Raw genomic sequence first — 23530 nt, forward strand, 5'->3', positions numbered from 1 at the left:
GTGGCCAAGGCACCGATCTGGCAGTGGAGCGCGGTGAAGACTGCGCGGGCGATCCGCAAGGGCAAGGTCTCCGCCGAGGAGGTGGTCCTGGCCCATGTCGATCGCATGAAGGCGGTGAACCCGAAGCTCAACGCCGTCGTTGTCGATCTGTCGAAGGACGCGATCAAGGCGGCGAAGGCCGCCGACAAGGCGCAGGCCAGCGGCGAGGAGCTTGGCGTGCTCCACGGCGTGCCGGTGACCATCAAGATCAATCTCGACGTCAAGGGCCAGGCCAATTCCAACGGCGTGCCGGCCTTCAAGGACAATATCGCCCCCGACGATTCCGCCGTGACGTCGAACCTGCGCAAGGCCGGCGCGATCATCATCGGCCTCACCAACACGCCCGAATTCTCCATGCGCGGCTTCACCGACAACCCGCTGCACGGGCTGACGCTGAACCCCTGGGATCCCAAGATCACCTGCGGCGGCTCATCGGGGGGCGCGGGCGCGTCCGTCGCCGCCGGCATCGGCGCCATCGCCCACGGCAACGACATCGGCGGCTCGCTGCGCTGGCCGGCCTTCTGTAACGGCGTCGCCACGATCAAGCCGACGCAGGGGCGTATCCCCGCCTTCAACCCGACGCAGCTGAAGGGCGACGAGCGCCCGCTCATGGCGCAGTTCATGTCGTCGCAGGGACCGATCGCCCGCTCCGTCGAGGATGTCGCCCTTGGCCTCGAGGTCATGGCCATGCGCGACCCGCGCGACCCCTGGTGGGTGCCGGCGCCGCTGAAAGGTCCGAAGCTGAAGGGGCCGATCAAGGTCGCCTTTGCCAAGATCCCGCGCGACATGAAGGGCGACACCAAGGTGATCTCGCTCGTCCGCACAGCGGCCGATCACCTCGCCGATGCCGGCTACGACGTGCACGAGGTCGAGCTGCCCGATCTCGACGGCACCTGGAAGCTCTGGTCCGACCTGATCTTCACCGAGCTGACGGTGCTGCAGGAGGCCACGATGCGCCAGCATGGCAGCGCCGACTTCATCACCGCCATCGAGTCGATGAAGGGCACCAGCACCGTTCTCGACCGCGAGGGCTACATGAAGGCCATCGCCCGCCGCACCCGCGTGCTGCGCAACTGGATGCTGTTCCTGGAGGACTATCCGGTGATCCTGTCGCCGCTCTCGGTGCGCAAGACGCCGTCCTTCAACGCCGATCTCGAAAGCCCGGAGCGCGGCCGCTCCCTGTTCTGGAACGACCTGCGCTTCATGTCGGCGATCAACGTGCTCGGCCTGCCGGCGGCCGTGGTGCCGGTCGGGCTTCTCGGTGGGACGCCGATCGGCGTCCAGCTCATCGCCTCGCGCTACCGCGAGGACCTCTGCCTCAAGGCGGCCGAGGCCATCGAGGAGCGGGCGGGCACGCTGGTCGAGACGCTGTGGGCGCGCGGCTGAGCCGCGGCGCTCACTCGGCCGGGCCGGGGCCGGCGATCGGCGGGCGCACGTCCTTGGTCGAGTAGTCGACCCAGGCCACCACGGCCCCGAATCCGCAGAAGACGAAGAGCACGAGGCTCAGGAACATTGTTTCGGTCATGGTCGTATCCTCCCAGGATGACGCGGGCAGGATCGCGCCGACCGGCCTTGACGACCTTGATGCACGTCAAGGCCGTGGCGGGGGCCTCGCGGCCGACCTGTCGCAGTACGGCGCCCCGTCTTGGCGCTTGGCGATGCCCCTGCGTCATTGCTAGAACCGTGACATCGCCCCGCAGCGGACAGGACGGATCATGGCCGACGACGCCCTCCTCATCGGCAAGAGCACCAAGCAGGAATGGCTGGCGCTCCGGTTCGGTAACCGCCACGGCCTGATCACCGGCGCCACCGGCACCGGCAAGACGGTGACGCTGCAGGTCCTCGCAGAAGGCTTCTCGAATGCCGGCGTGCCGGTCTTCGCCGCCGACATCAAGGGTGACCTCTCCGGCGTCGCCGCCATGGGCGAGGAAAAGCCTTTCATCGCCGAGCGCGCCAAGCAGGTCGGCCTCGATTGGCATGCCGACCAGTTCCCCGTGGTCTTTTGGGACCTCTTCGGCGAGCAGGGCCATCCGATCCGCGCCACCGTCGCCGAGATGGGCCCGTTGCTGCTGTCGCGGCTCATGGACCTCAACGACACCCAGGAAGGGGTCATCAACATCCTCTTCCACTATGCCGACCAGAACGGCCTCGCTCTTCTCGACCTGAAGGACCTGCGCGCCCTTCTGCAGGAACTCGGCTCGAACAAGGAGCTGCAGAACGAGCTGCGCGCGGCCTACGGCAATGTCTCGCCCGCCTCCGTTGGCGCCATCCAGCGCCAGCTTCTCACGCTGGAGAACCAGGGCGGTTCCAAGTTCTTCGGCGAGCCGGCCCTGGCGCTGAAGGACCTGATGAAGGTCGACCGTGACGGCCGCGGTACCATCAACCTCCTCGCCGCCGACAAGCTGATGGGGAGCCCGCAGCTCTACGCCACCTTCCTGCTCTGGCTGCTCTCCGAGCTGTTCGAGGAGCTGCCGGAGGTCGGCGACGTCGACAAGCCGAAGCTGGTCTTCTTCTTCGACGAGGCGCACCTGCTCTTCAACGACGCGCCCAAGGCGCTGGTGGAGAAGATCGAGCAGGTCGTCCGCCTCATCCGCTCCAAGGGCGTCGGCGTCTATTTCGTCACCCAGAACCCGCTGGATGTTCCCGAGACGGTGCTGGCCCAGCTCGGCAACCGCGTGCAGCACGCCCTGCGTGCCTTCACGCCGCGTGACCAGCGGGCGGTGAAGGCAGCGGCCACCACCTTCCGCCAGAATCCCGACCTCAACACCGAGGAGGTCATCACCCAGCTCGGCAAGGGCGAGGCCCTGGTCTCGACCCTCGAGGGCAATGGCGTGCCCTCCATCGTCCAGCGGACGCTGGTCTCCCCACCGGTGGCGCGCATCGGTCCGGTGAGCGAGCAGGAGCGCCGGCAGATCCTCGCCAAGAGCCCGTTCAAGGGGAAGTACGACGAGGCGATCGACAGCGAATCCGCCTATGAAATCCTGAAGAAGCGTGCCGAGCAGAAGATCCAGGCCGAGCAGCAGGCCCAGCAGGCCGATACCGGCGGCATGGGTGGGCTCGGCGGCATCCTCGGCTCGATCCTGGGCACCGGCGGCGGCGCACCTGCCGGCAAGGGCCGCGGCCGCGCGCCCATGTCGACCACCGAGGTCATCATCAAGAACGCCGCGAGTTCCGTGGCCCGCAGCGTCGGCACACAGCTCGGCCGGGCCATCATGCGCGGCGTTCTCGGCGGCCTCACGCGGCGGTAGGTGAAGTTCGCGCGGCAATCGCATCAATTGCAGTGAAATTCGTAGAGGGTCCCTAATCTGGTAACGCTATCCCTGCCGATGAGAGCCGGCCGGGCCCCCACCGCCGACCCCCAAAGGGTCGCCTGTGGCTGGCCTCCGGCGAACATCGGGAATGGTGTGATGGCCGGCAGGAAGCAGATCCAGGATGCGCGGGTTGTGGTGCTGCGCCTCGACGGTGTCGATCCGGCGGATGCGGCCCAGAGCCTGAAGGATCTCGGCATCGTCCATGCCGTCGGCCTCGCCGACGTCGGTTCGCTCTCTGTCCATATCGAGGGTGGCAAGGTCGACGTGCTCGTCGTGTCCTCGCCGCCGCAGGCGGGCACTGCGGCGCCACCGGTCCTGCCCCTGCCGCCCCAGCCACCCGAGGCGGCGCTGAAGGCCGGCATCCCCTGCCTGCTCCTGCTTCCCGGCACGTCGCGCAGCGCCGCCCGCATGGCGCTCGCCTCCGGCTATGCCGCGGTCATGTCCGTCGACGCCGCGCCGCGCCAGGTCTATCGCCGTATCGGCGCGCTGATGCAGCGCGTCCGCCGCATCGGCCGCGCCCATGCCTCGGTGCGCGGCGCCCCGGCTGGCGGCGAGGGCGGCTGAGGCGGGCCGGGAGCCAGCCCCGCGCCATCGGCGTTTGCAAGGCCGGGACGGATTGCTAGCCTCGCGCCTCCCGAACACCCACCCGGACATGCCATGACCCGCCCTGTCGATCAGGTTCTCGCCGCCGTCGATGCCAGCCTCGACCAGAGCCTCGAGCGTCTTTTCGCGTTTCTCCGCATTCCCTCGGTCTCCACCGACAGCGCCTATGCCGCCCATTGCGCCGCTGCTGCGGACTGGCTGAAGGCTGATCTTGCGACCATGGGCTTTGCGGCCGAGGCGCGCGCCACCGGGGGCCATCCCGCCGTGGTGGCCAAGAGCCCGGGTGGTGCCGGCCCGCATGCGCTCTTCTATGGCCATTACGATGTCCAGCCGGTCGATCCGCTCGACCTCTGGGAGACGCCGCCCTTCGAGCCGCGCATCGCCACGGGGCCCGATGGCTCGAAGCGGATCGTTGCCCGCGGCGCCTGCGACGACAAAGGGCAGGTGATGACCTTCGTCGAGGCCTGCCGGGCGTGGAAGGCGGTGACCGGCTCGCTGCCCGTTGGCATCACCATGCTCATCGAGGGCGAGGAGGAGAGCGGCTCCAAGCACCTCTTCGATTTCGTCCGCGCCAACAAGGCGGATCTTGCCGCCGACATCGCCCTCGTCTGCGACACCGGCATGTGGGACAAGGAGACGCCGGCCATCACCACCTCGCTGCGCGGCATCGTGGTGGACGAGTTCAAGGTGGTGGCCGCCGACCGCGACCTGCATTCCGGCGTCTATGGCGGTGCTGCCGCCAACCCCATCCACATGATCGCCAAGGCCATTGCGGCGATCCACGGACCGGACGGGCGCATCGCCATTCCCGGCTTCTATGACGGCGTCGAGGACCTGCCGGCCGACATCCTCGCGGACTGGAAGGGCCTCGACCTCAAGGCCGAAGATTTCCTCGGCGCCATCGGCCTGAAGCATCCGATCGGCGAGAAGGACCGCCTGCTGATCGAGATGGTGTCCTCGCGTCCCACCTGCGACATCAACGGCATCTGGGGCGGCTATACCGGCGAGGGATCGAAGACCGTGATCCCCTCGGAGGCCTGGGCCAAGGTGACGATGCGCCTCGTCGGCAAGCAGGACCCGGTGAAGGTCCGCGAAGCCTTCCGCGCCCATATCCGCGCCCAGCTTCCCGCCGATTGCCGCGCCGAGTTCTTCGGCTCGCGCGGCAGCGCCGCCATCGCCCTGCCCTGGGACATGCCGGTTCTCGCCAAGGCGCGCGGCGCCCTGACGGCGGAATGGGGCCGCAAGGCCGTCACCATCGGCTCCGGCGGCTCCATCCCCATTGTCGGCGCCTTCAAGGAAGATCTCGGCCTCGATACCCTGCTCGTCGGCTTCGGCCTTGAGGATGACCGGGTCCATTCTCCCAACGAGAAGTACGACCTCTCCTCGTTCCACAAGGGCATCCGCTCCTGGGTGCGCATCCTCGACGCCCTCGCCACCTGACGGCTCAGTCCGGCGGTACAGACCAGGCGCGGATGCGGCCGCGTTCCGGTCCCACCGCCGCCTCGGCAAGCCCATAGGCGCGGGCCAGCGCGGAAAGCGCCAGCTTCAGCACCACCTTGGCGGTGCGGAGCGGCCAGCCGCGCTCGCGCTCGACGGTCTCCAGCCCTTTGAGGAAGCCGCAGACGTCGAGCAGCAGCGAGGCAAAATCCGGCCCCACCGCCGTGATGGCCGCATCGAGCCGCTGGCGCGCCGCCAGCACCACCTCCGTATAGGTCTCGCCCCGACCGCCTCCCGAGACGGGCGCCGCCCAGGCGATGCCGAGCTTCGGCACGAGCCCAGCCAGCGTCACGTCGCGGCGGAAGCGCTCGCCGGCCTCCACCTCGTGGTCGCGGAGGAACGGCTGGCCCGATGCGTCACGACGGCTCGCCAACCAGCGCAGCGGGCTCTCCGTCAGGTCGATCTCAACCGGCCCCTCCGGCGTGTCGAGGGTGAGGCGCTCCTGCCGCGCCCTGCGGAAGCGGTCGTGGTCGCTTTGGCTCCCGGCCCGCCCTGCTGTCCTGCCGGTCATCGCGCCACCTCCGCCGGGCCGCGCAGCGGCAGGAGGATGGCCTCGATCCGCGAGAGGCGCTGGTCGAAGGCGGGGTCGTCGCGTTCGTCCTCGATTCGCCGGATCGCGTGGCGCAGCGAGGCGCGGTCGCGGCGGAAGGCACGCGACAGCCGCGTCAGGTCGCGGCCGAGCGCCACATGGCTCAGATAGATCGCGAGATGCCGCGCCGCGGCGACATGCGCCTTGCCGCGCGTGTCCCGCATCAGCGCACCCGAGTCCACACCGGCAACCCACGCCGCGAGAGCCACAGCGACGTCGATCCCCGGATCACCCGCCTCGGAGCGATGCTCCCAGCACCCATCGCCGATGACCATCAGCATGCCGCACCTCCCTGTCGAGGACCGCAATCCTCAATCTGAACACGGGAGATGATAATAAGTTTTTATTCCTTTTCGTGGCAGCAGCATGGCCGCGATCCGGAAAGCCCAGCCTTTTCAATGACCTTGCGCGTTGTCTCAACCATGTCGGCGAAGAATTCGCGGTAAAGTTGTCCCCACTGGAGTCTGAACGCCGATCCTTCCCGCCCCTGGTGGACGGGAGGCACGGATGGCCAAGGCCAATCATCGACCGAGCAGGATCAGGAGCTGGCGCGCGGCGGATGCGGGCGGCCCGCGGGGGCGTTGGCACGACCTGCTCGCGGCGGAAGCGGTCTTCGCGCCGGACAGCTGTGCCGCGCCGCGCCTCGCGGCGGCGCTGCGGCGGGAGCGCGCGCGGATGCGCGGCCTTGATTATGACTGCACCCGCCATTGGGTGCTGTCGCGCGCCCTGGCGTTGCTCGCGGGGCGCCGGCCGCGTCCCGCGCCCCCACAGAACGACGAAGGCGCCACCCGGCGAGGGGTGACGCCTCCTGGAAAGGTCCGGATGGACCGGATCGGGTTCAGCGGCCCTTGCGGCGACGCTGCTGGCCGAGGCCCATCTGCTTGGCGAGCTGCGAGCGGGCAGCGGCATAGTTCGGGGCGACCATCGGATAGTCGGCCGGCAGGCCCCACTTCTCGCGATAGTCCTCGGGGGAGAGGTTGTACTGGGTGCGCAGGTGGCGCTTCAGCGACTTGAACTTCTTCCCGTCCTCAAGGCAGATGATGTAGTCCGGGGTGATGGACTTCTTCACCGGCACCACCGGCTTCAGCGGCTCGGCCGGAGCCTCGACCTTGCCGGACGTGACGTTCAGCAGGGCGTTGTGGACAGAGTTGATCAGGCTCGGAAGGTCGCCGGCCGAAACCGAGTTGTTGCTGACATAGGCCGATACGATATCGGCAGCGAGCTCGATGTAGTTGGCAGTCGACGAGTCGGCCATTGTGGGAAAATCCTTCAACTGGCGACGCATGAAGACGACGTCGCGACAGGAGCGTTGTGCCCAATTGCTTTCATGACAGACCGGGCCTGCGCCCCCCTGGGTGAATCGCCAAGGCACCGGAAGTGTCAGAATGGGCAGATACTGCCTTGTCGCAGGTCATGCAAGAGCGAATCGGAAAAATCGAAGTAAATCGGTGAACAATATCGTTGTGGATCGGCAAGTCTGGCGGCAACTTCGGCTGATAGCGCTCTGAAAACGTGTATGTATGAAGATAATGCAACCAAATTGCGGCTCCGGTCGATACGGTTCGTTACATATGTGGCGGTGACGAGACGCAGAGCCTGCCTCACCATGACGCGTCCGGCCGGTTGCATGACGCCCTTGCCTCCGGACGTTTGCCCCCCACTTGCCAGTCAGTTCTTCCAGCCGGTGACCGCATGACCCTGAAAACCCCTGCCTCCGCCGCGCCCGTGGCCGCGCGCCGTCCGGTGACGCGAACCGTCCACGGTGTCGAGCTCGTCGATGAGTACGGCTGGATGCGGGCAGCCAATTGGCAGGAGGCGCTGCGCGACCCGGCGGTCCTTCCGGCGGAGATCACCGCCCATCTCGTCACCGAGAACGCCTATGCGGAGGAGGCGCTCGCGCCACTGAAACCGCTCATCGACACGATGGTTTCGGAGATGCGGGGGCGCATCAAGGAGGACGATGCCGGCGTCCCCATGGCCGACGGACCCTTTGAATATTTCGACCGCTACCGCGAGGGCGGCCAGCATCCCATCGTCTGCCGCCGCCCGCGCGGCGCCGAGGCGGGGGAGCAGGTCCTGCTGGACGGCGACGCACTCGCCGCCGGCAAGGCCTTTTTCGACCTCGGCGGCGCCACCCACAGCTCTGACCACGGCCGCCTCGCCTGGAGCTTCGACGACAAGGGCTCTGAATTCTTCACCCTGCGCATCCGCGATCTCGCCACCGGCGAGGACCTCGCCGATGTGATCGAGGAGACCGGCGGCGATGCTGTTTGGTCGACCGATGCTTCGGCGCTCTATTACATCCGCCTCGACGACAATCACCGGCCCCTTCGGATCTTCCGCCATGTCCTCGGCAGGCCCGTCGCCGATGACGCGCTGGTCTTCGAGGAGAAAGATACTTCGGTCTTCGTCGGCATGGGCGAGGCAACGGCCGGCGGCCTGGCGCTGATCTCCTGTTCGCAGAGCGATTCCACCGAGACCTGGGCGCTCGACCTGACGGATCCCGTCGCCGCGCCCTGGCTCGTCCTGCCCCGCCTTGGCGAGATCAAGGCCTATCCCGACTATCACCCGGATTACCGCGGCCGGAAGACGCTGTTCATCCGCACCAATGACGAGGCCGAGGACTACCGCATCGTCGCCGCCCCGCTCGCCACTCCCGGCCGCGAGCATTGGGAGGAGATCGTCCCCCACCGGCCCGGCGTGCTCGTCCTGTCAGCCACGGTGCTGAAGGACTGGCTCGTCCGCCTCGAGCGCGAGAACGCCCTGCCGCGCATCGTCATCCGCAACCTGACGACATCAGAGGAACACGCCATCGCCTTCGACGAGGAGGCCTATTCGCTCGGCGTCCTCTCCGGCTACGAGTTCGACACCGACACGCTGCGCTTCGTCTATTCGTCGATGACGACGCCGTCGGAGACCTTCGACTACGACATGCGCGCCCGCACGCGCGTCCTGCGCAAGCGCCAGGAGGTCCCCTCCGGCCACGACGCCTCGGCTTACGTGACGCGCCGCCTGCTGGCGCCGGCCGCCGACGGCGAGACCGTGCCTGTCTCCCTCGTTTATCACCGCGACACGCCGCTAGACGGCACCGCGCCCGTCCTGCTCTATGGCTACGGCTCCTACGGCCACTCGCTGCCAGCCTCCTTCTCCACCGCGCGGCTGTCGCTGGTGGACCGCGGGTTCATCTATGCGATCGCCCATGTGCGTGGCGGCATGGAGAAGGGCTATCGCTGGTATCGGACGGGAAAGCGCGAGCACAAGGCGAACACCTTCCGCGACTTCATCGCCGCCGCCGAGCACCTGATCGCGGCAGGCCTGACGGCGAAGGGCCGCATCGTCGCCCAGGGCGGCTCGGCCGGCGGCATGTTGATGGGCGCCATCGCCAACATGCGGCCTGAGCTCTTCGCCGGCATTCTCGCCGAGGTGCCCTTCGTCGACGTGGTCAACACCATGCTCGACGACACCCTGCCGCTGACCCCGCCGGAATGGCTGGAATGGGGCAATCCCATCACCGATCCGGAGGCGTTCCGCCGGATGCTGGCCTATTCGCCCTATGATAATGTCCGCGCCCAGGCCTATCCGCCGATCCTGGCGCTCGCCGGCGTCTCCGATCCGCGCGTCACCTATTGGGAGCCGGCCAAGTGGGTGGCGCGCCTGCGCACCGCCAAGACGGATGCCAACCCGGTGCTGCTTCTCACCAACATGGATGCCGGCCATGGCGGCGCGGCCGGCCGCTTTGACCGCCTGGCGGAAGTTGCGCGGTCCTATGCCTTCGCCGTGGCGGTGACGGGCGGTCGCCTCGCCTAGTAGGTGTCGCGCCTGACCCCGAGCCTGAGCGACAGCAGCACATGGGCGAGGCCGACAAGGCCGAGCCCGACCGCCGCCACTCCGATGGCGGGGATGCCACCGACGCTCTTGGCGAAGCCTGCGAGGCTCGAGCCGAACGCCGCGCCGACATAGATACAGGCGGCATTGAGCGAGAGCAGGACCTGGAGCCGCTCGGGCGCCAGCGCAACCAGCCGCGCCTGCTGCGACACGCCGATGGTCCAGCCCATCATCGCCCAGAGGAAGAGGATGACGGCGCCGCCGACCGGCCCCCAATCGAGGAAGGTCAGCGCCGCCATGCAGGGCAGCGGCCCGGAGGCGGAGATGAGCAGCGTGCGCCCTGCGCCGATGCGGTCGACCAGATAGCCGCCGAGCGCATTGCCGGCCACCGACCCGATTCCATAGATGATGAGCAGGGTCGCCACGATGCGCGGGTCGGAGCCCGTCTTCGCCTCGATGATCGGCGCGAGGAACGTATAGGGGATCCAGGCCGCCCCCATCACCGTCACGGTCACCAGCACTGCGATGGCGAGGCGCGGCTCTGTCATGGCCCGGCCGAGATCGCCGAGGCTCGCCGGTGCGACATGGATGGTCTTCGGCACGCGGATGATGAGGGCTGCCGCCATGGCCAGCGCCGCGAGCGCGATGGCAATGAAAATCCACGGCCAGCCGATGCTGTAGCCGACCGCGCTGGCGGTGGGGATGCCGATCACCTGCGACACGGTAAGCCCGGCATAGATGGCCGCAAGCGCCCGGCCGCGCTGTTCGGGCGGTACGCTCATCATCGCGACGCCGGCCGCCGCCGGCGTGTAGAGCCCGGCGCCGCAGGCGAGCACCACCCGCCCGGCATAGAGGACGGCGGCGTTGCCCGCGACCGCCGTGAGCAGCGCGCCGGCCGCGATAAGCCCCATCCCGGTGACCAGCACGCTGCGCCGGTCCATCCGGCCCGTCAGCGAGGAGCCGAGCGGCGAGCCGATCGCATAGGCCAGCGCATAGGCGCTGATGATCCAGCCGGCGCCCACGGGCGTGAGGGCGAGATCGCGCGACATCGGGGTGATCACGCCGATCGCCCCGAAGGCGCCGAAGCCGACGATCAGCGTCCCGAAGGACAGGAGAATGAGAAGGGCCATCAATGCTCGGGGAATTGGGGGCGGCCGGGGGCCGGGACGCGCACCCTATACGAAGCGGCGCTCCCTCACGATGATGTGGATGGTCATGGCGGCCGCCCCATCTGAACATGGCGGAGGTGTCGGCGGAGGGGGCAATGGCGGTGCATGAAGCAAAGACCCTGTCACGGCGCCTGGCGCTCGGCCTTGCCGCGGCGACCACCTTGGCCGGGGGCGCGGCGGCCCAGCGGCCGGTGGATGTCGATGTCATGCTGGCGCTCGCCGCCGACGGCTCCGGCTCCATCGACAATGACGAGCTCCGCCTCCAGCGCGAGGGCTATGGCGAGGCGCTGGCTTCACCCGAGGTACTGTCGGTCATCGCCAAGGGCATCCACGGCGCCATCGCCGTCATCTACACCGAATGGGGAGGGCCGACCTCGCAGCACGTCATCGTCGACTGGACGGTGATCCGCGATGCGCCAAGCGCCCGCGCCTTCGCCGCCGAACTGCTGGCCCGGCCGCGCGCGGCGCGCGGCTACAATTCGATTTCCGCCGCCATCGACTTCTGCGTCCGCCACATGGAGACCAGCGGCTTTCGCGCCCTCAAGCGGGTGATCGACGTCTCCGGCGACGGGCCGAACATCGGCGGCCGGCCGGTGGAGGAGGCGCGCGACGATGCGGTGGCCAAGGGCATCACCGTCAATGCCCTTGCCATCCTCAGGCCCGGTGGCAGCGTGCCGGCGCGCGCCGGCCAGCCGCTGCCGGACTATTACCGCGAGGCGGTGATCGGCGGCCCCGGCGCCTTCGTGGAAGTGGCGGACCAGAACCGGACCTTCGCCGAGGCGGTGAGACGGAAGATCGTGACGGAGATTGCGTGAGGGTGAGGGGCTGCACGGCGTGTGGACCCATGCGGTGGAACAATCCCGGGCACCGAGGAAGTGCGTCCTTCGAGGCTCGCTGTCGCTCGCACCTCAGGATGAGGAGGGTGGTGACTTGCAGCAGGGTCGATCCACCACCGGTCCCCGGCCATCGCTGACCGCCCTGCAGATCTCCTCCTTCCTCATCCTGAGGTGCGAGCGGATAGCGAGAGGCGAACGCATCTCGCGTTCGCTCGATGCTATGGCGAGCCTCGAAGGACGCACTTCCGTCTTGCAGCGAACCACTGGCGCTAAAGCCTCGTCCCCCAACGAAAAACCCCGGCGCGAGGCCGGGGTTCTCGAAATCCGTGGTCCGGCGTCCCGCCTCAGGCGGTCGCCTTCTGGAACATCTCGTCGACATACTCCCAGTTCGCCAGGTGCTCGACGAAGGCCTTGAGGTAGTCGGGACGGCGGTTGCGGTAGTCGATGTAGTAGGAGTGCTCCCACACGTCGCAGCCGAGGATCGGCGAGGCGCCATGGACCAGCGGGCTCTCGCCGTTCGGGGTCTTCTGGACGATGATCTTGCCGCCCTGCACGGCGAGCCAGGTCCAGCCCGAGCCGAACTGGGTCACGCCGCCCTGGATGAAGTCTTCCTTGGCCTTCTCGACCGAGCCGAAGGAATCAACCAGCGCCTTCTCGAGGCCACCGGGGATCTTGCCGCCGCCATTCGGCTTCATCCACTTCCAGAAATGGATGTGATTGTAGTGCTGGCCGGCATTGTTGAAGATCGCCGCGTTCTTGCCGAACGAACCCTTCACGATCTCCTCGAGGCTCTTGCCCTCGAACTCCGTGCCCTTGATCGCGTTGTTGCCGTTGTTGACATAAGCGAGGTGATGCTTGTCGTGGTGATACTCGAGCGTCTCCTTCGACATATAGGGCTGGAGCGCATCGTGGGCGTAGGGAAGATCGTCGAGTGTGAAGGCCATGACCTCGTCTCCTGATGGGGACTGCCGGCCCTTGGGGACGGGAACGGGCAGCCGCTTGGAACCAACACCTCTCACATAGGCTGGCCCGCCGTCCCGGGCAATTGCCCGGGTGTCGCCGGGTGGTGTAGTTGGCGGGAATCGGGTGGGTTGCCTTGGTTAGGTCGTTTTTTGACGGCTCAACGGTAATCGGGAGCGGGCCTTGAGAAGCCCGCATGGGGTGAAAGGACGATCCATGGCCCTCATTCTTCAGGTCGTGGCGGGCATTCTGATGCTGATCGGCCTCGGAACGCTCTACTCGGGCACCAATCCGGCGCTTCTGAGCCTCGGCAACACGATCATGATCGTCGGAGCCCTCTTCGCCAGCGCCGGCTTCGTCCTCTTCGGCCTCGCCGTGGTTGCCGGCCAGGTGGCGCGCCTTGGCGCCAGGCTGGACCTGTTGGGCGACGCGCTCGCCGCCGGCCGTCGTGCCGAGGCCGGTCAGGCGCCGCTCGCGCCATCGGCCCTGCCGCGCGATGTCGAGGCCATGGCGCCATTGCCGCCCGATCTCGACCTCGGCCTCACCGAGCCGCCGAGGAGCACCACTCCGCCCGTCGCGCCGCCTGCCGCGCCGGTTGTCCTGGCGCCGGCCGCTGCTCCCGCTGTCGCGCCGCCGGCAGCGACCACGCCGGTGCCGCCCAGCCGCCAGAGCTTCGGCCTTCCGCCGCTGGCCGGACAGGCGCCCTTCGGTGCCGCCGCCACCGGCATTGCCGCCGGCGCAGCCGCCGGTGTCCTTGCCGCCGGTCTCGGCTCATCCGCCCGGTCCGAGCCCTCCCTGGAGGAGCGTTCCGCCGAGAAGCCTGTCGCGCCCGAGCCGGTCAGTATCGAATCCGTGGTGCTTGAGCCCGTCGTGCGCGAGCCGGCGAACGTCCAGCCTGTCATCCCTGCCATCGTCGTGCCCGACAGGGCCGAGCCTGACCTCGCCCATGCCGTCGAGGACCTCAAGGACGAGGTGAAGGCCGCCGAGGCTGACCTTGCGCCCTCGCCGGCCGCCGCCGAGGAAACGCCGGACCACCTCGCCTCGCTGGAGCGCATCCTGCTCGGCGCCGCCACCGAGGGCAGGGCGCCGGCAACGCCGGAGCCGGAACCGCTGGTTCTGCCGCCGCATCGCGAGCCCGAGCCCGTTTCTGACGACCAGGCCGAGGACGACGATACGTCCGCGGAGGAGGAGCCGGAAGCTAAAGCCCAAGCGCCAGCGCCGGAGCCCGATCCGGTCATCGCCACCGACGATTTCATGGCCCGCCTGCGCGAAACCCTCGCCCGGCCTGTGGCGCCGCCCGAACCGGCGCCGACCCCCGACCTGACGCCCGAGCCCGCCGACGAGACGCGCCACGCGCCGAAGCCCTCGCCGGTGCTGTCCATCGAGGAGGAACTGGAGCGCGCCCTTCAGGCCTCGCTGGCGCCTGCCAACGTTCCGCCCGCGCCGGCCCCTGCCGTCGAGCCCGAGCCGGTCCCAGCGGAGCCCGTCCGCGCTGCGCCAGAACCGCAGGTTTCCGGCCGCGATGGCCGTCCGCCGGACGCCATGGCGGCGCTGGCCAAGGACTTCCCCGAACTCAACGATCTCCTCGCGCCCAAGGCGCCGCCGGCCGATCCGGCCGCCTCGTTGCTCGATGATCTCAAGGGCATCTTCGCCGACCCGAGGGCGGCCGCCCCGCGACAGGAGCCCGTGGTCGATGCACCGGCCCCGCCGCCGCCCGCGCCGCCTTCACCGCCGCTGCTGCGCGAGGGGGTCATCGCCACCATCCCGTTCCGTCTCTATGGCGACGGCACGATCGAGGCGGATCTGGCGGAGGGGACGACCCGCTTCGCCTCGCTGAAGGATTTCCGCGCCCACGTCGGTGGGTGAGGGGCGCTATCGTCCGTTGGACCTGAGGGCCGCCGCCCGCGCTCAGACGCGCGGGCCGGCCGCCGCATAGTCGAAATAGAGCTCGCGCGCCTTGCGGCCGAAGGGGCCCGGCTGGAGCTCGCGGTCGTCGATCTTCGTGATGGGCATGACCTTGGAATAATTGCCTGAGGCGAAGATCTCGTCGGCGCCCTCGAAATCGGCATAGCGCAGGCTCTGCTCGACGACCTTCACGCCGGCCTCGCGCAGCAGGGCAATCGTGCGCTGGCGGGTGATGCCATTGAGGAAGGTGCCGTTCGGGATGGGCGTGTAGACCACGCCGTCTTTGGCCATGAAGATGTTGGAGGTCGCGGTCTCCGCGACATTGCCGACCATGTCGAGCACCAGGCAATTGTCGAAGCCGCGGGCGCGGGCCTCGCGCAGCGCCCGGCCATTGTTCGGATAGAGGCAGCCCGCCTTCGAATCGGTCGGAGCGTTCTCGATGGTCGGGCGGCGGAATTTCGACAGGGTGATCGACGTGCCGGTCGGCTGGCCCATGGGCGCCTCGTAGAGGCAGAGGCAGAACCGCGTCGTCTCCGGGTCGGGCAGGATGGCGTTCGGGCCGTCGCCCTCGGCCCAGTACATCGGCTTCACATAGAGCGGCACCGTGCCGTCGAACTTCTTCGCCCCGTCGGCGGCGAGGCCGACGATCGTCTCCGCCGCCATGGTCGGCTTCAGGCCGAGGGCCGTTGCCGAGCGGTTCACGCGGGCCGCGTGCAGGTCCATGTCGGGCATCAGCCCATCGAAGATGCGCGCGCCGTCGAAGACCGAGGATCCGAGCCAGAAGGCATGGCTGCGCGGGCCGGTCAGGGGCGGGTTGCCCTCGATCCAGTCGCCGTCGACAAAGGTCCAGGTTTTCGACCAGGTGGGCATGGGCGTTCTCCGCAGGCGGGGGACGCGAAATCTATCCTGTCGCCCGCGGCCGTCACCATGAAATGTCGTGATCCCAGACGCGCGCGGGAGCGATGGGTCTGCTCACCCCGCGGTCGCTGCCACCGCATCGCGGCGGATGCGGTCGATCATCGCGCGCACGCCGTTGGAGCGTTGCGGCGTCAGGTGCTGTTCGAGGCCGAAGGAGCGGAAGAGGCCGAAGGCGTCGTCGGTCGCGACCTCGCGCGCCGGGCGGCCCGAATAATAGGCGAGGGTGAGGGCCACCAGGCCCTTGACGATATGGGCGTCGCTCTCGCCCTCGAAGCGGATCAGAGCGTCGGGTCCGGGCCTGTCGACATGGGTGACCACCCAGACATTGCTGGCGCAGCCTTTCACCCGGTTGTCCTCGGTGCGCTGCGCCTCGGGAAGCCCGGGCAGTGCCTTGCCGATCTCGATGAGATAGCGATAGCGCTCCTCCCAGTCGTCGATCAGGGCGAAGGCGTCTTTGATCTCGTCGATCGAGGGCAGGGCGGTCTGGCTCATGGGGGGCATATAGACCGCCCCCTGCCCGAAACAAAGGGTCAGGCCGGCCGGCGCGGCGGCAGGGGGGCGCGCAGCGGCGCGGAGCCGACAGGGGCCTGGACGCCGCCGAAGGGCACCTCGCGGTCCGCCGGGGTCAGCGTGTCATGGGCCGCCGGCGTCGAGGCGCCGATCAGCTCGCGCTGCACCGTCTCGGTGACGAGGCCGGCGCCGCGGGCGCAGGTTGCCGCATGGTCGCGACAGAGCTGCGTCGCGCCGCGGATGACCGCGGAGGCGACCTCGCCGGAACTCGGCAAGGCCGTGCCGGCCGAGGGCGGCAGCGGCGCCGACGGCGGCAACACGTAGAAGACGAGGCAAAGCCAGAAGGCGGCCTTGAAGAGGAATGACATGACGCCGTTTCCGGTCGTTGGAGCCCTGTATCCGGGCGGTCGTTTTGGCCTCGAGGGCACCGCTCCGGTTGTAGCCATCCTTGCCCGCGAGCCATGAACGAGGCCTTGGCGGACAAGGTGAACAGGCGGGAAACGCATCGCGGAAATTCGATTAAGGTTGATGCACCTTACCGGCCGCCGGTACACGCCATGGCTGTGGGACGGCCCCGAAAGTCTTTTTTCACCATGGCCCGCAAAACGCCGCCCACAGCGGAACAGAGGCCCACGGACCCCCCGGACTTAGCGTTTCCTTCACGCCGCCCTGTCATGGTCGCTGGAGTGAGAACGGCGGATGCCGCGTCCGGGGTGCGTGCGTTGCGTGAAAGCGCGTTGATCCATTCTGTGAGGTCCTATCTCGACGGCCTGGTCCATCCGGCCGCGACGGTGGACCCCGTGGTCTTCGCCCGCCACCGGGCCTTCATCGCCACGCGCATGATCCCCGGCCTCCTCGCCCTTTCCGCCCTGCCGCTCTACCTCGCCTTCAAGGGCGTGCCCGGCCCGGTCGAGACCATCGCCTTCGGCTGGCTCGTCCTGCCCATCGCGATCGCCGCCTTCCTGTCGCGCACCGGCGCCTATGAGCAGGCGCACCTGTTCTCCGCGGCCGCGCTCACCGGCATCGTCACGCTCATCGCCATGCTGTCGGGCGGCCTGTCCTCCTTCATCGTCATCTGGTTCGCCCTGGTACCCGCCGAGGCGGTGCTCTCCGGCGCCCGCCGTGTTGTCGCCGCCGCCGGCGGCATGGTGCTCGCCGCCGTGACGCTCATCGCCGCCGCGCAATATGGTGGCGCGCTGCCCACGGTCGGCCTGCCGCCGGAGCATCTGGCCGTCGCCGCCTTCGCCTCGGTGGCCGCCGCCATCGTCTATGCCATCAGCCTCGCCCTGTCGGCCGCCATGGTCAGCCGCACCGGCGAGGAGGTCACCACCTCCGGCGAACAGCGCTACCGGCTCCTCGCCGAGAACATGACGGACCTCGTCACCTGCCACGCGCGCAATGGCGCGGTGGTCTTCGCCTCGCCGGCCGCCGAGCGCGTCCTCGGCGTCCCCTCCTATGCCCTTCATGGCCAGAGCCTCTTCGACCGCGTCCATGTCGCCGACCGGCCGGCCTATCTCAACGCCCTGTCCATCGCCGCCTCCCGCAAGGTCGAGGCCGCCGCCGAGTTCCGCCTGCGCCGCGGCGATGCCGCCGATGGCCAGCCGATCTTCACCTGGGTCGAGATGCGCAGCCGCCCGCTGAGTGGCTCCGGCGAGAGCCAGCAGGTCGTGTCGGTGCTGCGTGACGTGTCCGAGCGCAAGCATCACGAGGCCGCGGTCGATGCCGCGCGTGAGGAGGCCGACCGCGCCAACGAGGCGCGTGGCCGCTTTCTGGCCAATGTCAGCCACGAGCTGCGCACGCCGCTGAACGCCATCAACGGCTTCTCCGAGATGCTGATGCACGAGGAGGCCATGCGGCTCGACCAGGCCCGCCGCCACGAATATGCGACGCTGATCCACGATTCCGGCGAGCACCTCCTGAACCTCGTCAATTCGATCCTCGACATGTCCAAGATCGAGAGCGGCCATTTCGAGATCACGCCGGAGCCCTTCGCCCTGGCGCCGCTGGTGCATCAGTGCCTGCAGCTCGTCGAGCTCAAGGCCGAGGCTGGCGGTGTCGCGCTTTCCGTCGACCTGCCGGAGAGCTTCGACGAGGTGGTCGGCGACAAGCGCGCCTATCGCCAGATCCTCCTCAATCTCGCGGCCAATGCCGTGAAGTTCACCAAGCCCGGCGGCTCGGTGACGGTGAGCCTGCGCCGCGATGGCGCCTTCCTGTCGCTGGCCGTGACCGACACCGGCATTGGCATCGCCGAGGCGGACCTGCCGCGGCTCGGCAGCCCCTTCTTCCAGGCGCGCTCCAGCTATGACCGCGCCTATGACGGCACCGGCCTCGGCCTCTCCGTGGTCAAGGGCCTCGCCGAACTGCATGGCGGCCGTATCGAGATCGCCTCGCAGCTCGGCCGCGGCACCCGCGTCACCCTGCGCATGCCCATGGATTGCGAGGCCCACGCCGCCGGCGCGGTGGCGCAGCTGCCCGTCGCACGCGGCGAGGACAGGGCCACGGCCGCTCAGACGATCCAGGAGGGACGGAAAATTGCGTGACGCCACCTGGGACGACGACGATCTCGAGCCCCGCGGCCGGCAGGCAGCGCAGGACGACCGCTCGCTGCTGCAGCGCCTGACCGGGCAGGACTGGGGCGACCGCCTCGCCCTCGGCGCGCTCGCGCTCATCGGCCTCGGCATCATCGGCAATGCGCTGATGCGCCAGACCGGCCCGCATCCCGACCCGCTCTTCGCTGCCGCTGTGATCGCGCCGACGCCCGTTCCCGCCGCCCGCCCGGCCGATGTGCAGCAGACTGCCAGCATCGCCCAGCGTCCCGCCGAGGCAGCATCCGCTCCCGCCGCTGCCGCGCAGGCGGCTCCCGCCGCCCGCGGCCGGTCGGAGATCGTCGCTGAGGTGCAGCGCGAGCTGGTCCGCCGCAAGCTCTATGACGGCGCCGTCGACGGCGTCACCGGCCCGAAGACCGAGGCCGCCATCCGCCGTTTCGAGACCGAGACGCGGCTCGCCGTTACCGGCGAGGCCTCCGAGGCGCTCCTCGCCAAGCTGAAGCGTGGCGGTCCCGCCGCGACGGTTGCCGCCCGCCCCCAGGCTCCCGCCGCTCCCGCGCCCGCGCCGCAGCGCACCGCTCAGGCGGCCCCGCCGCAGGGCCCGCAGTCCATTGCCGACCTAATCGGCCAGAATGGTCGTCCGGCGCAGGTCCCCGCGCCGCGCCCGGCGCCTGCGGCCCGTGAGCGCTCCATCGGCGATCTAATCGCTGCCGACGCCGGTCCGCGCCGGCCCTGACGGGACGGCGGCGATGCGCGTCACCTCCGGCTTCTGGGTTTCCGCCTTCATCCGCCGCGTCGGGCTGGAGAATGGCTTCGCCACGCTGCGCCGCCGCGGTGCGGAGGAGGCCGGTGCCATCGCCGTGACCGTCTCCCGCGCGAGCGACCGGCTGGTGGCGCTCTATCTCCAGGCCCCGCAATCCGCCTTCGGCGAGGACAGGCCGCAGGACCGCCTCTTCGTCCCGGCCTGGCCGGAGATTTTCGTCGAGGAAGAGAAGGTCCGCGACAAGCTGGAGCGCGAGATCCGCTTCGATCCGGACCTGTGGATCGTCGACGTGGACGACCGCGATGGGCGGAGCTTCCTCGACATCGCGCGGACCTGAGACGTCAGGCGGGGCCACCCGCCTCACGCCTTCGGCAGGCGCACGCTCCCTGGCCGCGCGACCAGCGTCCTTGGCATCGACCGCGCGGCGACGCTCGCCGCCTGCCGCGCACCGACCCGATCCGACGCATCGCTCGCCATGACCGGCTGGTGCCGCCCGACCCGCGGCGCCGTCTCGGCCACCGCTGCCGCCTGCCACGATCGCACCAGCGCCACCGCCGCAGAGCGCGGGATGGCCTGGTAGAGCGAGGCGAGGCCGTAGATCCGGTCGACGGATGTGCCGATCGCCTCGTGGGCGAAGAGCAGCATCCGCATCGTCGCCTCGCGGCCAAGGTCGAGGGCGCGGGCGCAGACCACCAGTGGCTCGCCGCCGGGATCGCCGGCAACCGCTGCGGCGGTGTGCGCGTCGAAAAGGAAGGTGCGGGTGAGCGCCTCGGCGAGGGCGCCCTCACGCCGTGACAGGGCGGCAGTCTCGAGATCGAGGCCGGCGCTCTTCGGCCCGAGGCCGGGGGGAAGCGCCTCGCCGGCCAGCGCCAGTTCGGCCAGCATCGTCTCGCGCTGCGCCGTCGCGGCGCCGAGGAAGCGCTGGCCGAGATCGGCCGGCTTCGGCCGTCGTGGCGCGGGCGCCGGCAGGCTTCGGCCGATGCGGGCGGCGAGCGCCGTGCGGATGGCCGGATCGTCCATGTCCTCGAGCGCCACCAGCGCGGCGAGCCCGATATCCTCGCGGCTAGCCACGGCCAGCGCCTTCTCGGCATCACCGGAGCGCACGGCGAGGAAGAGGTCGTCGTCGGAGAGGGCGCGGCAGCGGGAAAGGATCGGCCGCGCCGCGGCGCCGGTGTCGTGGGCGAGAGCCCGGGCGACGGCGGTGGGCGTCTGCGGATGATCGGCGAGTTTCTCGGCGACGATGGCGCGGTCCGCCTCGCTCGCCCGCGGCAGCAGGTTCACCACCAGTTCGGCGAAGCGTGTCACCTCGGCGGCGGGATGCTGCGTCTCGGCGACGAACTGGTCGACGATCACCCGGAGCAGCGTCGGCCGCACGTCCACACCATTCGACCGCGCAAGGCCGATCAGTCGCTGGACGCTGGGAAGGCGCGGTGAGGACATGCGGCGGGGATGACCGGTCGGGCGATAGGGGCTCGATACGGACAATAGGCGTGATTTCGTGAACGCTTCGTTAGTGCAAACGCCTCGTTAACCTTTGGCGGCAGGGTCCATGAGGGCGGGATCCTCCGCCGGGGACGGCTTCGGCCCGTCGCAAGCACGCCGCCATCGACGCCCCTTTACCCCCTGTTAACCATACCGGCCTCAAATGGCCTCGCGCGTCGGCGACAGTCGCCGGGCATGGCCGCATTGGAGGGCAGGCGCAAGGGAGGTCTTTATGGGGTCCGTTCTTCGTTTCCCGCTCGAAAGACGCCGCATGCTGGGGTCGGAGCAGGAGCCGTCTTCCGCCGCCGGCGAGGTGGTGGTGCTGCCCGTCGTCCGGATCGAACGCCATGACCTGCCACCGCCGCCGGTTCTCATCGTCGATCCGCCCCTGAAGGGCGGCGACCGGCCGAAGCGCCGGCGCAGGAGCGCCTGACCCTTCCCGAGGACGGGCTGCGTTCACCCGCGGAAGGCCCCCGCATGTTCCACGCCGCCGTCCGATCCGCCGTCCCCGGCCTTGCCGCCGCCGGTCTCGCCCTGGCGCTCGGCGCCTGTGCGCCGCAGGGCGACCTCGGCCGTCCCGCCCCCAATGTCCTCAACGACGAGATCATGCCCTGGGCCGGCAGCCACGCCGCCCGTTGGCGCGAGGAACCCGTCTCCGGCTATGGCTTCACCGATGCCGAGCGCGAGATGCGCCAGCTCGGCTACGGCCTGATCATGCCCACCCACGCCGCCGATCGCGCCAACCAGTTCTGGGCCGAGCTGCGCCGAACCCGCATCGGCGATCCGGTTGCTTATGATCCCGACCCGCGCGGCTATTGCCGGACGCTGGCCCGCGAGGACTATCGCTCGTCCAAGGCCCGTTTCATCCGCATGACCGATGACATGCGCGCCGACCGCCAGCGCATCCGCCCCTTCTGCGACAAGGCCCGCGAGGTGCTGGCCGCCGACCGGGTGCGCGAGGGCGCGCTCGGCTACATTCCGAGCCTCACCCCGGTCGAGGTCCGCTCCGCCCGCGACCGCATTGCCGAGAACCGCACCATCATCGCCTGGGTGCGCCATGGCCTGCGCCAGCATTCCGAGGCCTATCGCTGCGCGCTCAACACCCAGATCGTCGCCACCCCCGAGCACGAGGCGGTGATGGCGGAGCGCGAGCTCGGCGGGCTGGAAGAGGACATCCGCGAGTTCGACCGGCTCTGTTCGGTTGTCACCAGCCGCGGCGGCATCGGCGTCGAGCAGGCACCGCCCCGCTACTACCCGCGCTCGCCGGCCCCCGACGAGGTCATCATCAGCAAGTGACGGCGCGCCGGCCGCTCACTCCGTCGGCGGCGCCATTTCCGGCGTGAGGATCTCGCAGAGCGCCTGGCTTGCCAGCTGGTCACGCACCAGGGGCGCGACGCTCGGCTGCACGGCGAGCGCCCGGATCAGCACGAAGCCCTCCGTCGTCGGCGAGACGAGGATCAGGTTGTCTGCCGCCGTCTCGTCCTCGTCGGTGGTGATCTCGCGGCGCTGCGCCTGCGTCACCACGAAGAGGTCGAGCACCCGCCGGGTCGCTGCCCTGTCGTTGATGGCGCCGAAGGCGAGGCCCGTGGAGGTATAGAGCGCGATGGCGGTGTAATGCGGCGTCACCGGCGCACGCACATGCAGCGGTCCGCTGGTCAGGTCGAAGCGGCACACCGCCGTCTCGAAGGCCGGATCGGCGAGCGGCAGGACCACCGAGGCGCGGCCTGACAGCGTCGTCAGCCGGTTGACGGTCGCGACCTCCGACAGCCGGGCGCGGGCATCGTCCGGGGCGAGCCGCGGCAGGGCGAAGACCGAGACGATGTGCACGGCGACGCCGAGCAGCAGTCCGGCCAGCACCCAGGGCAGGATGCCGAGGACGCGGGCGAAGCGCTCGCGGCCGATGCCGGCGAGGCGCCGCGGCGAGAGGTCGGTCATTCCCGCCCCCCGTTCATCATGCCCGCGACCCTCACGATGCCCGCGCCGCTCATGGACAGCTCACCTTGCTGAGCGAGGGCAGGGGGGTGCCGGCCGAGATCGTGGTCGCCACGGCGGTGTCGTAGAGCCGCAGCACCAGCCGCAGCTCGTCGGCCCCGCCCGAGGGCAGCCAGTTGCCGGCCCGGGCTTGCGGCGCGACGAGGATCTCCGCGGCGCCATCCGTGCCGCGCACCACCTCGTAGCTGGTGAAACCCTGGCGGAAGCCTTCGCGCACCACCGGCTGGAAATCGCCGCCGGCTGCCGTCAGCGTCCAGTAGCGGGCCGGCGGCACGGGGCCGTGGAAGCGATAGGTGCAGCGCCCATCGAGCGCCGCGCCGGCCTCGTCCTGGTCGGCGACGAGGGCAAGGCCATCGGCCAGCGCGAGGGGGAGCGTGCCGAGCCGGGCTGCCACCGCACGGGCATAGGGGTCGGCCTCGGCCGTGCCGGCCTTCGGCGTCACCAGCCACGGGCCGATGCGGAACGTGCCCACCCCCATCGAGCGGCCGACGGAGAGCGCGGTCAGGCCGAGGCCCGTCGCGGCCCCGATGGCGAGGGTCAGGAGGAGGCCGGGCAAGGCGCGCATCAGCGGGTCGTCTCTGTCGC

At 69.5% G+C, this 23530-nt stretch carries 24 protein-coding genes; 12 read left to right on the top strand and 12 right to left on the bottom strand.

The annotated features are described in order from the left end of the window. Complete coding sequence (locus O9344_RS04235; protein ID WP_298473187.1) at positions 1-1425, top strand: amidase family protein; 1425 nt, start codon at positions 1-3, stop codon at positions 1423-1425. Between the two features lie 10 nt (positions 1426-1435). Here O9344_RS04235 and O9344_RS04240 read toward each other — a convergent pair whose 3' ends face one another. Next, positions 1436-1564, bottom strand: coding sequence for a hypothetical protein (locus O9344_RS04240; RefSeq protein WP_273509785.1), 129 nt, complete (start codon positions 1562-1564; stop codon positions 1436-1438). A 190-nt stretch (positions 1565-1754) separates the two neighbouring features. Between O9344_RS04240 and O9344_RS04245 the strand changes: the two genes are divergently transcribed. The 3 genes from O9344_RS04245 to O9344_RS04255 all read left to right on the top strand — a co-directional run bounded on the left by O9344_RS04245 (position 1755) and on the right by O9344_RS04255 (position 5393). Continuing rightward, a complete protein-coding gene (locus tag O9344_RS04245) occupies positions 1755-3287 on the top strand; it encodes a helicase HerA-like C-terminal domain-containing protein (RefSeq protein WP_298473193.1) in 1533 nt (510 codons plus the stop codon). Between the two features lie 159 nt (positions 3288-3446). Beyond that, positions 3447-3914, top strand: coding sequence for a hypothetical protein (locus O9344_RS04250; RefSeq protein ID WP_298473196.1), 468 nt, complete (start codon positions 3447-3449; stop codon positions 3912-3914). A 93-nt stretch (positions 3915-4007) separates the two neighbouring features. Beyond that, on the top strand, positions 4008-5393 hold the full coding sequence (locus O9344_RS04255; protein WP_298473200.1) for a M20/M25/M40 family metallo-hydrolase: 1386 nt from the start codon (positions 4008-4010) through the stop codon (positions 5391-5393). A gap of 4 nt (positions 5394-5397) precedes the next feature. Here the strand turns inward: O9344_RS04255 and O9344_RS04260 are convergent, their stop codons facing one another. From O9344_RS04260 to O9344_RS04270, 3 genes are all read right to left on the bottom strand, one after another. After that, entirely contained in the window at positions 5398-5961 is a 564-nt protein-coding gene (locus tag O9344_RS04260) for a DUF6456 domain-containing protein (RefSeq protein WP_298473203.1), read from the bottom strand. Next, positions 5958-6320 carry a chromosomal replication initiator DnaA gene (locus tag O9344_RS04265; RefSeq protein ID WP_298473206.1) on the bottom strand — a complete coding sequence of 121 codons (363 nt, stop codon included), beginning with the start codon at positions 6318-6320 and terminating at the stop codon, positions 5958-5960. The genes O9344_RS04260 and O9344_RS04265 overlap by 4 nt, the downstream gene beginning before the upstream one ends. Positions 6321-6877: 557 nt before the next feature. After that, positions 6878-7294 carry a MucR family transcriptional regulator gene (locus tag O9344_RS04270; protein ID WP_298473209.1) on the bottom strand — a complete coding sequence of 139 codons (417 nt, stop codon included), beginning with the start codon at positions 7292-7294 and terminating at the stop codon, positions 6878-6880. A 437-nt stretch (positions 7295-7731) separates the two neighbouring features. On the opposite strand from O9344_RS04270, the gene O9344_RS04275 reads away from it, so the two are divergent. Further along, positions 7732-9846 carry a S9 family peptidase gene (locus O9344_RS04275; protein ID WP_298473212.1) on the top strand — a complete coding sequence of 705 codons (2115 nt, stop codon included), beginning with the start codon at positions 7732-7734 and terminating at the stop codon, positions 9844-9846. Here the strand turns inward: O9344_RS04275 and O9344_RS04280 are convergent. Continuing rightward, positions 9843-10994 (bottom strand): MFS transporter, encoded by a 1152-nt coding sequence (locus O9344_RS04280; protein ID WP_298473214.1) that lies wholly within the window; start codon positions 10992-10994, stop codon positions 9843-9845. The two genes, O9344_RS04275 and O9344_RS04280, sit on opposite strands and share 4 nt — an antisense overlap. Before the next feature lie 134 nt (positions 10995-11128). On the opposite strand from O9344_RS04280, the gene O9344_RS04285 reads away from it, so the two are divergent. Continuing rightward, complete coding sequence (locus O9344_RS04285) at positions 11129-11848, top strand: DUF1194 domain-containing protein (RefSeq protein WP_298473217.1); 720 nt, start codon at positions 11129-11131, stop codon at positions 11846-11848. A 365-nt stretch (positions 11849-12213) separates the two neighbouring features. Here the strand turns inward: O9344_RS04285 and O9344_RS04290 are convergent, their stop codons facing one another. Continuing rightward, a complete protein-coding gene (locus tag O9344_RS04290) occupies positions 12214-12813 on the bottom strand; it encodes a superoxide dismutase (protein ID WP_298473220.1) in 600 nt (199 codons plus the stop codon). 232 nt (positions 12814-13045) lie between these two features. On the opposite strand from O9344_RS04290, the gene O9344_RS04295 reads away from it, so the two are divergent. After that, positions 13046-14695: a hypothetical protein gene (locus tag O9344_RS04295; protein ID WP_298473221.1), complete on the top strand. Its 1650-nt coding sequence runs from the start codon at positions 13046-13048 to the stop codon at positions 14693-14695. Positions 14696-14737: 42 nt separating this feature from the next. On the opposite strand, the gene O9344_RS04300 is transcribed toward O9344_RS04295, so the two are convergent. The 3 genes from O9344_RS04300 to O9344_RS04310 form a co-directional block, all read right to left on the bottom strand. Beyond that, positions 14738-15604, bottom strand: coding sequence for a branched-chain amino acid aminotransferase (locus tag O9344_RS04300; RefSeq protein WP_298473224.1), 867 nt, complete (start codon positions 15602-15604; stop codon positions 14738-14740). Positions 15605-15706: 102 nt separating this feature from the next. Continuing rightward, a complete protein-coding gene (locus tag O9344_RS04305; RefSeq protein WP_298473227.1) occupies positions 15707-16144 on the bottom strand; it encodes a SufE family protein in 438 nt (145 codons plus the stop codon). 38 nt (positions 16145-16182) lie between these two features. Further along, positions 16183-16530 (bottom strand): hypothetical protein, encoded by a 348-nt coding sequence (locus O9344_RS04310; protein ID WP_298473230.1) that lies wholly within the window; start codon positions 16528-16530, stop codon positions 16183-16185. Positions 16531-16911: 381 nt separating this feature from the next. Between O9344_RS04310 and O9344_RS04315 the strand changes: the two genes are divergently transcribed. Genes O9344_RS04315 through O9344_RS04325 form a run of 3 tightly spaced genes read left to right on the top strand, consistent with a single transcriptional unit; the run spans position 16912 to position 19808 of the window. After that, positions 16912-18702 (top strand): PAS domain-containing sensor histidine kinase, encoded by a 1791-nt coding sequence (locus O9344_RS04315; RefSeq protein ID WP_298473233.1) that lies wholly within the window; start codon positions 16912-16914, stop codon positions 18700-18702. Further along, positions 18695-19444, top strand: coding sequence for a peptidoglycan-binding domain-containing protein (locus O9344_RS04320; RefSeq protein ID WP_298473236.1), 750 nt, complete (start codon positions 18695-18697; stop codon positions 19442-19444). The genes O9344_RS04315 and O9344_RS04320 overlap by 8 nt, the downstream gene beginning before the upstream one ends. A gap of 13 nt (positions 19445-19457) precedes the next feature. Further along, a complete protein-coding gene (locus O9344_RS04325; protein ID WP_298473239.1) occupies positions 19458-19808 on the top strand; it encodes a DUF1491 family protein in 351 nt (116 codons plus the stop codon). A gap of 23 nt (positions 19809-19831) precedes the next feature. Here the strand turns inward: O9344_RS04325 and O9344_RS04330 are convergent, their stop codons facing one another. Then, positions 19832-20911: a hypothetical protein gene (locus O9344_RS04330; RefSeq protein WP_298473242.1), complete on the bottom strand. Its 1080-nt coding sequence runs from the start codon at positions 20909-20911 to the stop codon at positions 19832-19834. Between the two features lie 313 nt (positions 20912-21224). Between O9344_RS04330 and O9344_RS04335 the strand changes: the two genes are divergently transcribed. Together O9344_RS04335 and O9344_RS04340 are read left to right on the top strand one after the other, a co-directional pair. Further along, the gene (locus O9344_RS04335) at positions 21225-21386 is read left to right on the top strand and encodes a hypothetical protein (protein ID WP_298473245.1); all 162 of its coding nucleotides are present in this window, start codon (positions 21225-21227) and stop codon (positions 21384-21386) included. Positions 21387-21430: 44 nt separating this feature from the next. Next, on the top strand, positions 21431-22249 hold the full coding sequence (locus O9344_RS04340) for a hypothetical protein (RefSeq protein WP_298473248.1): 819 nt from the start codon (positions 21431-21433) through the stop codon (positions 22247-22249). Positions 22250-22264: 15 nt separating this feature from the next. Here the strand turns inward: O9344_RS04340 and O9344_RS04345 are convergent, their stop codons facing one another. Then, on the bottom strand, positions 22265-22888 hold the full coding sequence (locus O9344_RS04345; protein ID WP_298473250.1) for a DUF1254 domain-containing protein: 624 nt from the start codon (positions 22886-22888) through the stop codon (positions 22265-22267). Between the two features lie 49 nt (positions 22889-22937). Beyond that, complete coding sequence (locus O9344_RS04350; protein WP_298473251.1) at positions 22938-23510, bottom strand: DUF1214 domain-containing protein; 573 nt, start codon at positions 23508-23510, stop codon at positions 22938-22940. Between the last annotated feature and the right edge of the window lie 20 nt (positions 23511-23530).

This window comes from Phreatobacter sp. (genome assembly GCF_027532945.1).
In the GTDB taxonomy this organism is placed as follows: domain Bacteria; phylum Pseudomonadota; class Alphaproteobacteria; order Rhizobiales; family Phreatobacteraceae; genus Phreatobacter.

What these genes read in the sequence shown, in the direction of transcription:
- O9344_RS04240 (WP_273509785.1), bottom strand. Translation starts at nt 1,564, where the DNA reads ATGACCGAAACAATGTTCCTGAGCCTCGTGCTCTTCGTCTTCTGCGGA.
- O9344_RS04245 (WP_298473193.1), top strand. Translation starts at nt 1,755, where the DNA reads ATGGCCGACGACGCCCTCCTCATCGGCAAGAGCACCAAGCAGGAATGG.
- O9344_RS04250 (WP_298473196.1), top strand. Translation starts at nt 3,447, where the DNA reads ATGGCCGGCAGGAAGCAGATCCAGGATGCGCGGGTTGTGGTGCTGCGC.
- O9344_RS04255 (WP_298473200.1), top strand. Translation starts at nt 4,008, where the DNA reads ATGACCCGCCCTGTCGATCAGGTTCTCGCCGCCGTCGATGCCAGCCTC.
- O9344_RS04260 (WP_298473203.1), bottom strand. Translation starts at nt 5,961, where the DNA reads ATGACCGGCAGGACAGCAGGGCGGGCCGGGAGCCAAAGCGACCACGAC.
- O9344_RS04265 (WP_298473206.1), bottom strand. Translation starts at nt 6,320, where the DNA reads ATGCTGATGGTCATCGGCGATGGGTGCTGGGAGCATCGCTCCGAGGCG.
- O9344_RS04270 (WP_298473209.1), bottom strand. Translation starts at nt 7,294, where the DNA reads ATGGCCGACTCGTCGACTGCCAACTACATCGAGCTCGCTGCCGATATC.
- O9344_RS04275 (WP_298473212.1), top strand. Translation starts at nt 7,732, where the DNA reads ATGACCCTGAAAACCCCTGCCTCCGCCGCGCCCGTGGCCGCGCGCCGT.
- O9344_RS04280 (WP_298473214.1), bottom strand. Translation starts at nt 10,994, where the DNA reads ATGGCCCTTCTCATTCTCCTGTCCTTCGGGACGCTGATCGTCGGCTTC.
- O9344_RS04285 (WP_298473217.1), top strand. Translation starts at nt 11,129, where the DNA reads ATGGCGGTGCATGAAGCAAAGACCCTGTCACGGCGCCTGGCGCTCGGC.
- O9344_RS04290 (WP_298473220.1), bottom strand. Translation starts at nt 12,813, where the DNA reads ATGGCCTTCACACTCGACGATCTTCCCTACGCCCACGATGCGCTCCAG.
- O9344_RS04295 (WP_298473221.1), top strand. Translation starts at nt 13,046, where the DNA reads ATGGCCCTCATTCTTCAGGTCGTGGCGGGCATTCTGATGCTGATCGGC.
- O9344_RS04300 (WP_298473224.1), bottom strand. Translation starts at nt 15,604, where the DNA reads ATGCCCACCTGGTCGAAAACCTGGACCTTTGTCGACGGCGACTGGATC.
- O9344_RS04305 (WP_298473227.1), bottom strand. Translation starts at nt 16,144, where the DNA reads ATGAGCCAGACCGCCCTGCCCTCGATCGACGAGATCAAAGACGCCTTC.
- O9344_RS04310 (WP_298473230.1), bottom strand. Translation starts at nt 16,530, where the DNA reads ATGTCATTCCTCTTCAAGGCCGCCTTCTGGCTTTGCCTCGTCTTCTAC.
- O9344_RS04325 (WP_298473239.1), top strand. Translation starts at nt 19,458, where the DNA reads ATGCGCGTCACCTCCGGCTTCTGGGTTTCCGCCTTCATCCGCCGCGTC.
- O9344_RS04330 (WP_298473242.1), bottom strand. Translation starts at nt 20,911, where the DNA reads ATGTCCTCACCGCGCCTTCCCAGCGTCCAGCGACTGATCGGCCTTGCG.
- O9344_RS04335 (WP_298473245.1), top strand. Translation starts at nt 21,225, where the DNA reads ATGCTGGGGTCGGAGCAGGAGCCGTCTTCCGCCGCCGGCGAGGTGGTG.
- O9344_RS04340 (WP_298473248.1), top strand. Translation starts at nt 21,431, where the DNA reads ATGTTCCACGCCGCCGTCCGATCCGCCGTCCCCGGCCTTGCCGCCGCC.
- O9344_RS04345 (WP_298473250.1), bottom strand. Translation starts at nt 22,888, where the DNA reads ATGACCGACCTCTCGCCGCGGCGCCTCGCCGGCATCGGCCGCGAGCGC.
- O9344_RS04350 (WP_298473251.1), bottom strand. Translation starts at nt 23,510, where the DNA reads ATGCGCGCCTTGCCCGGCCTCCTCCTGACCCTCGCCATCGGGGCCGCG.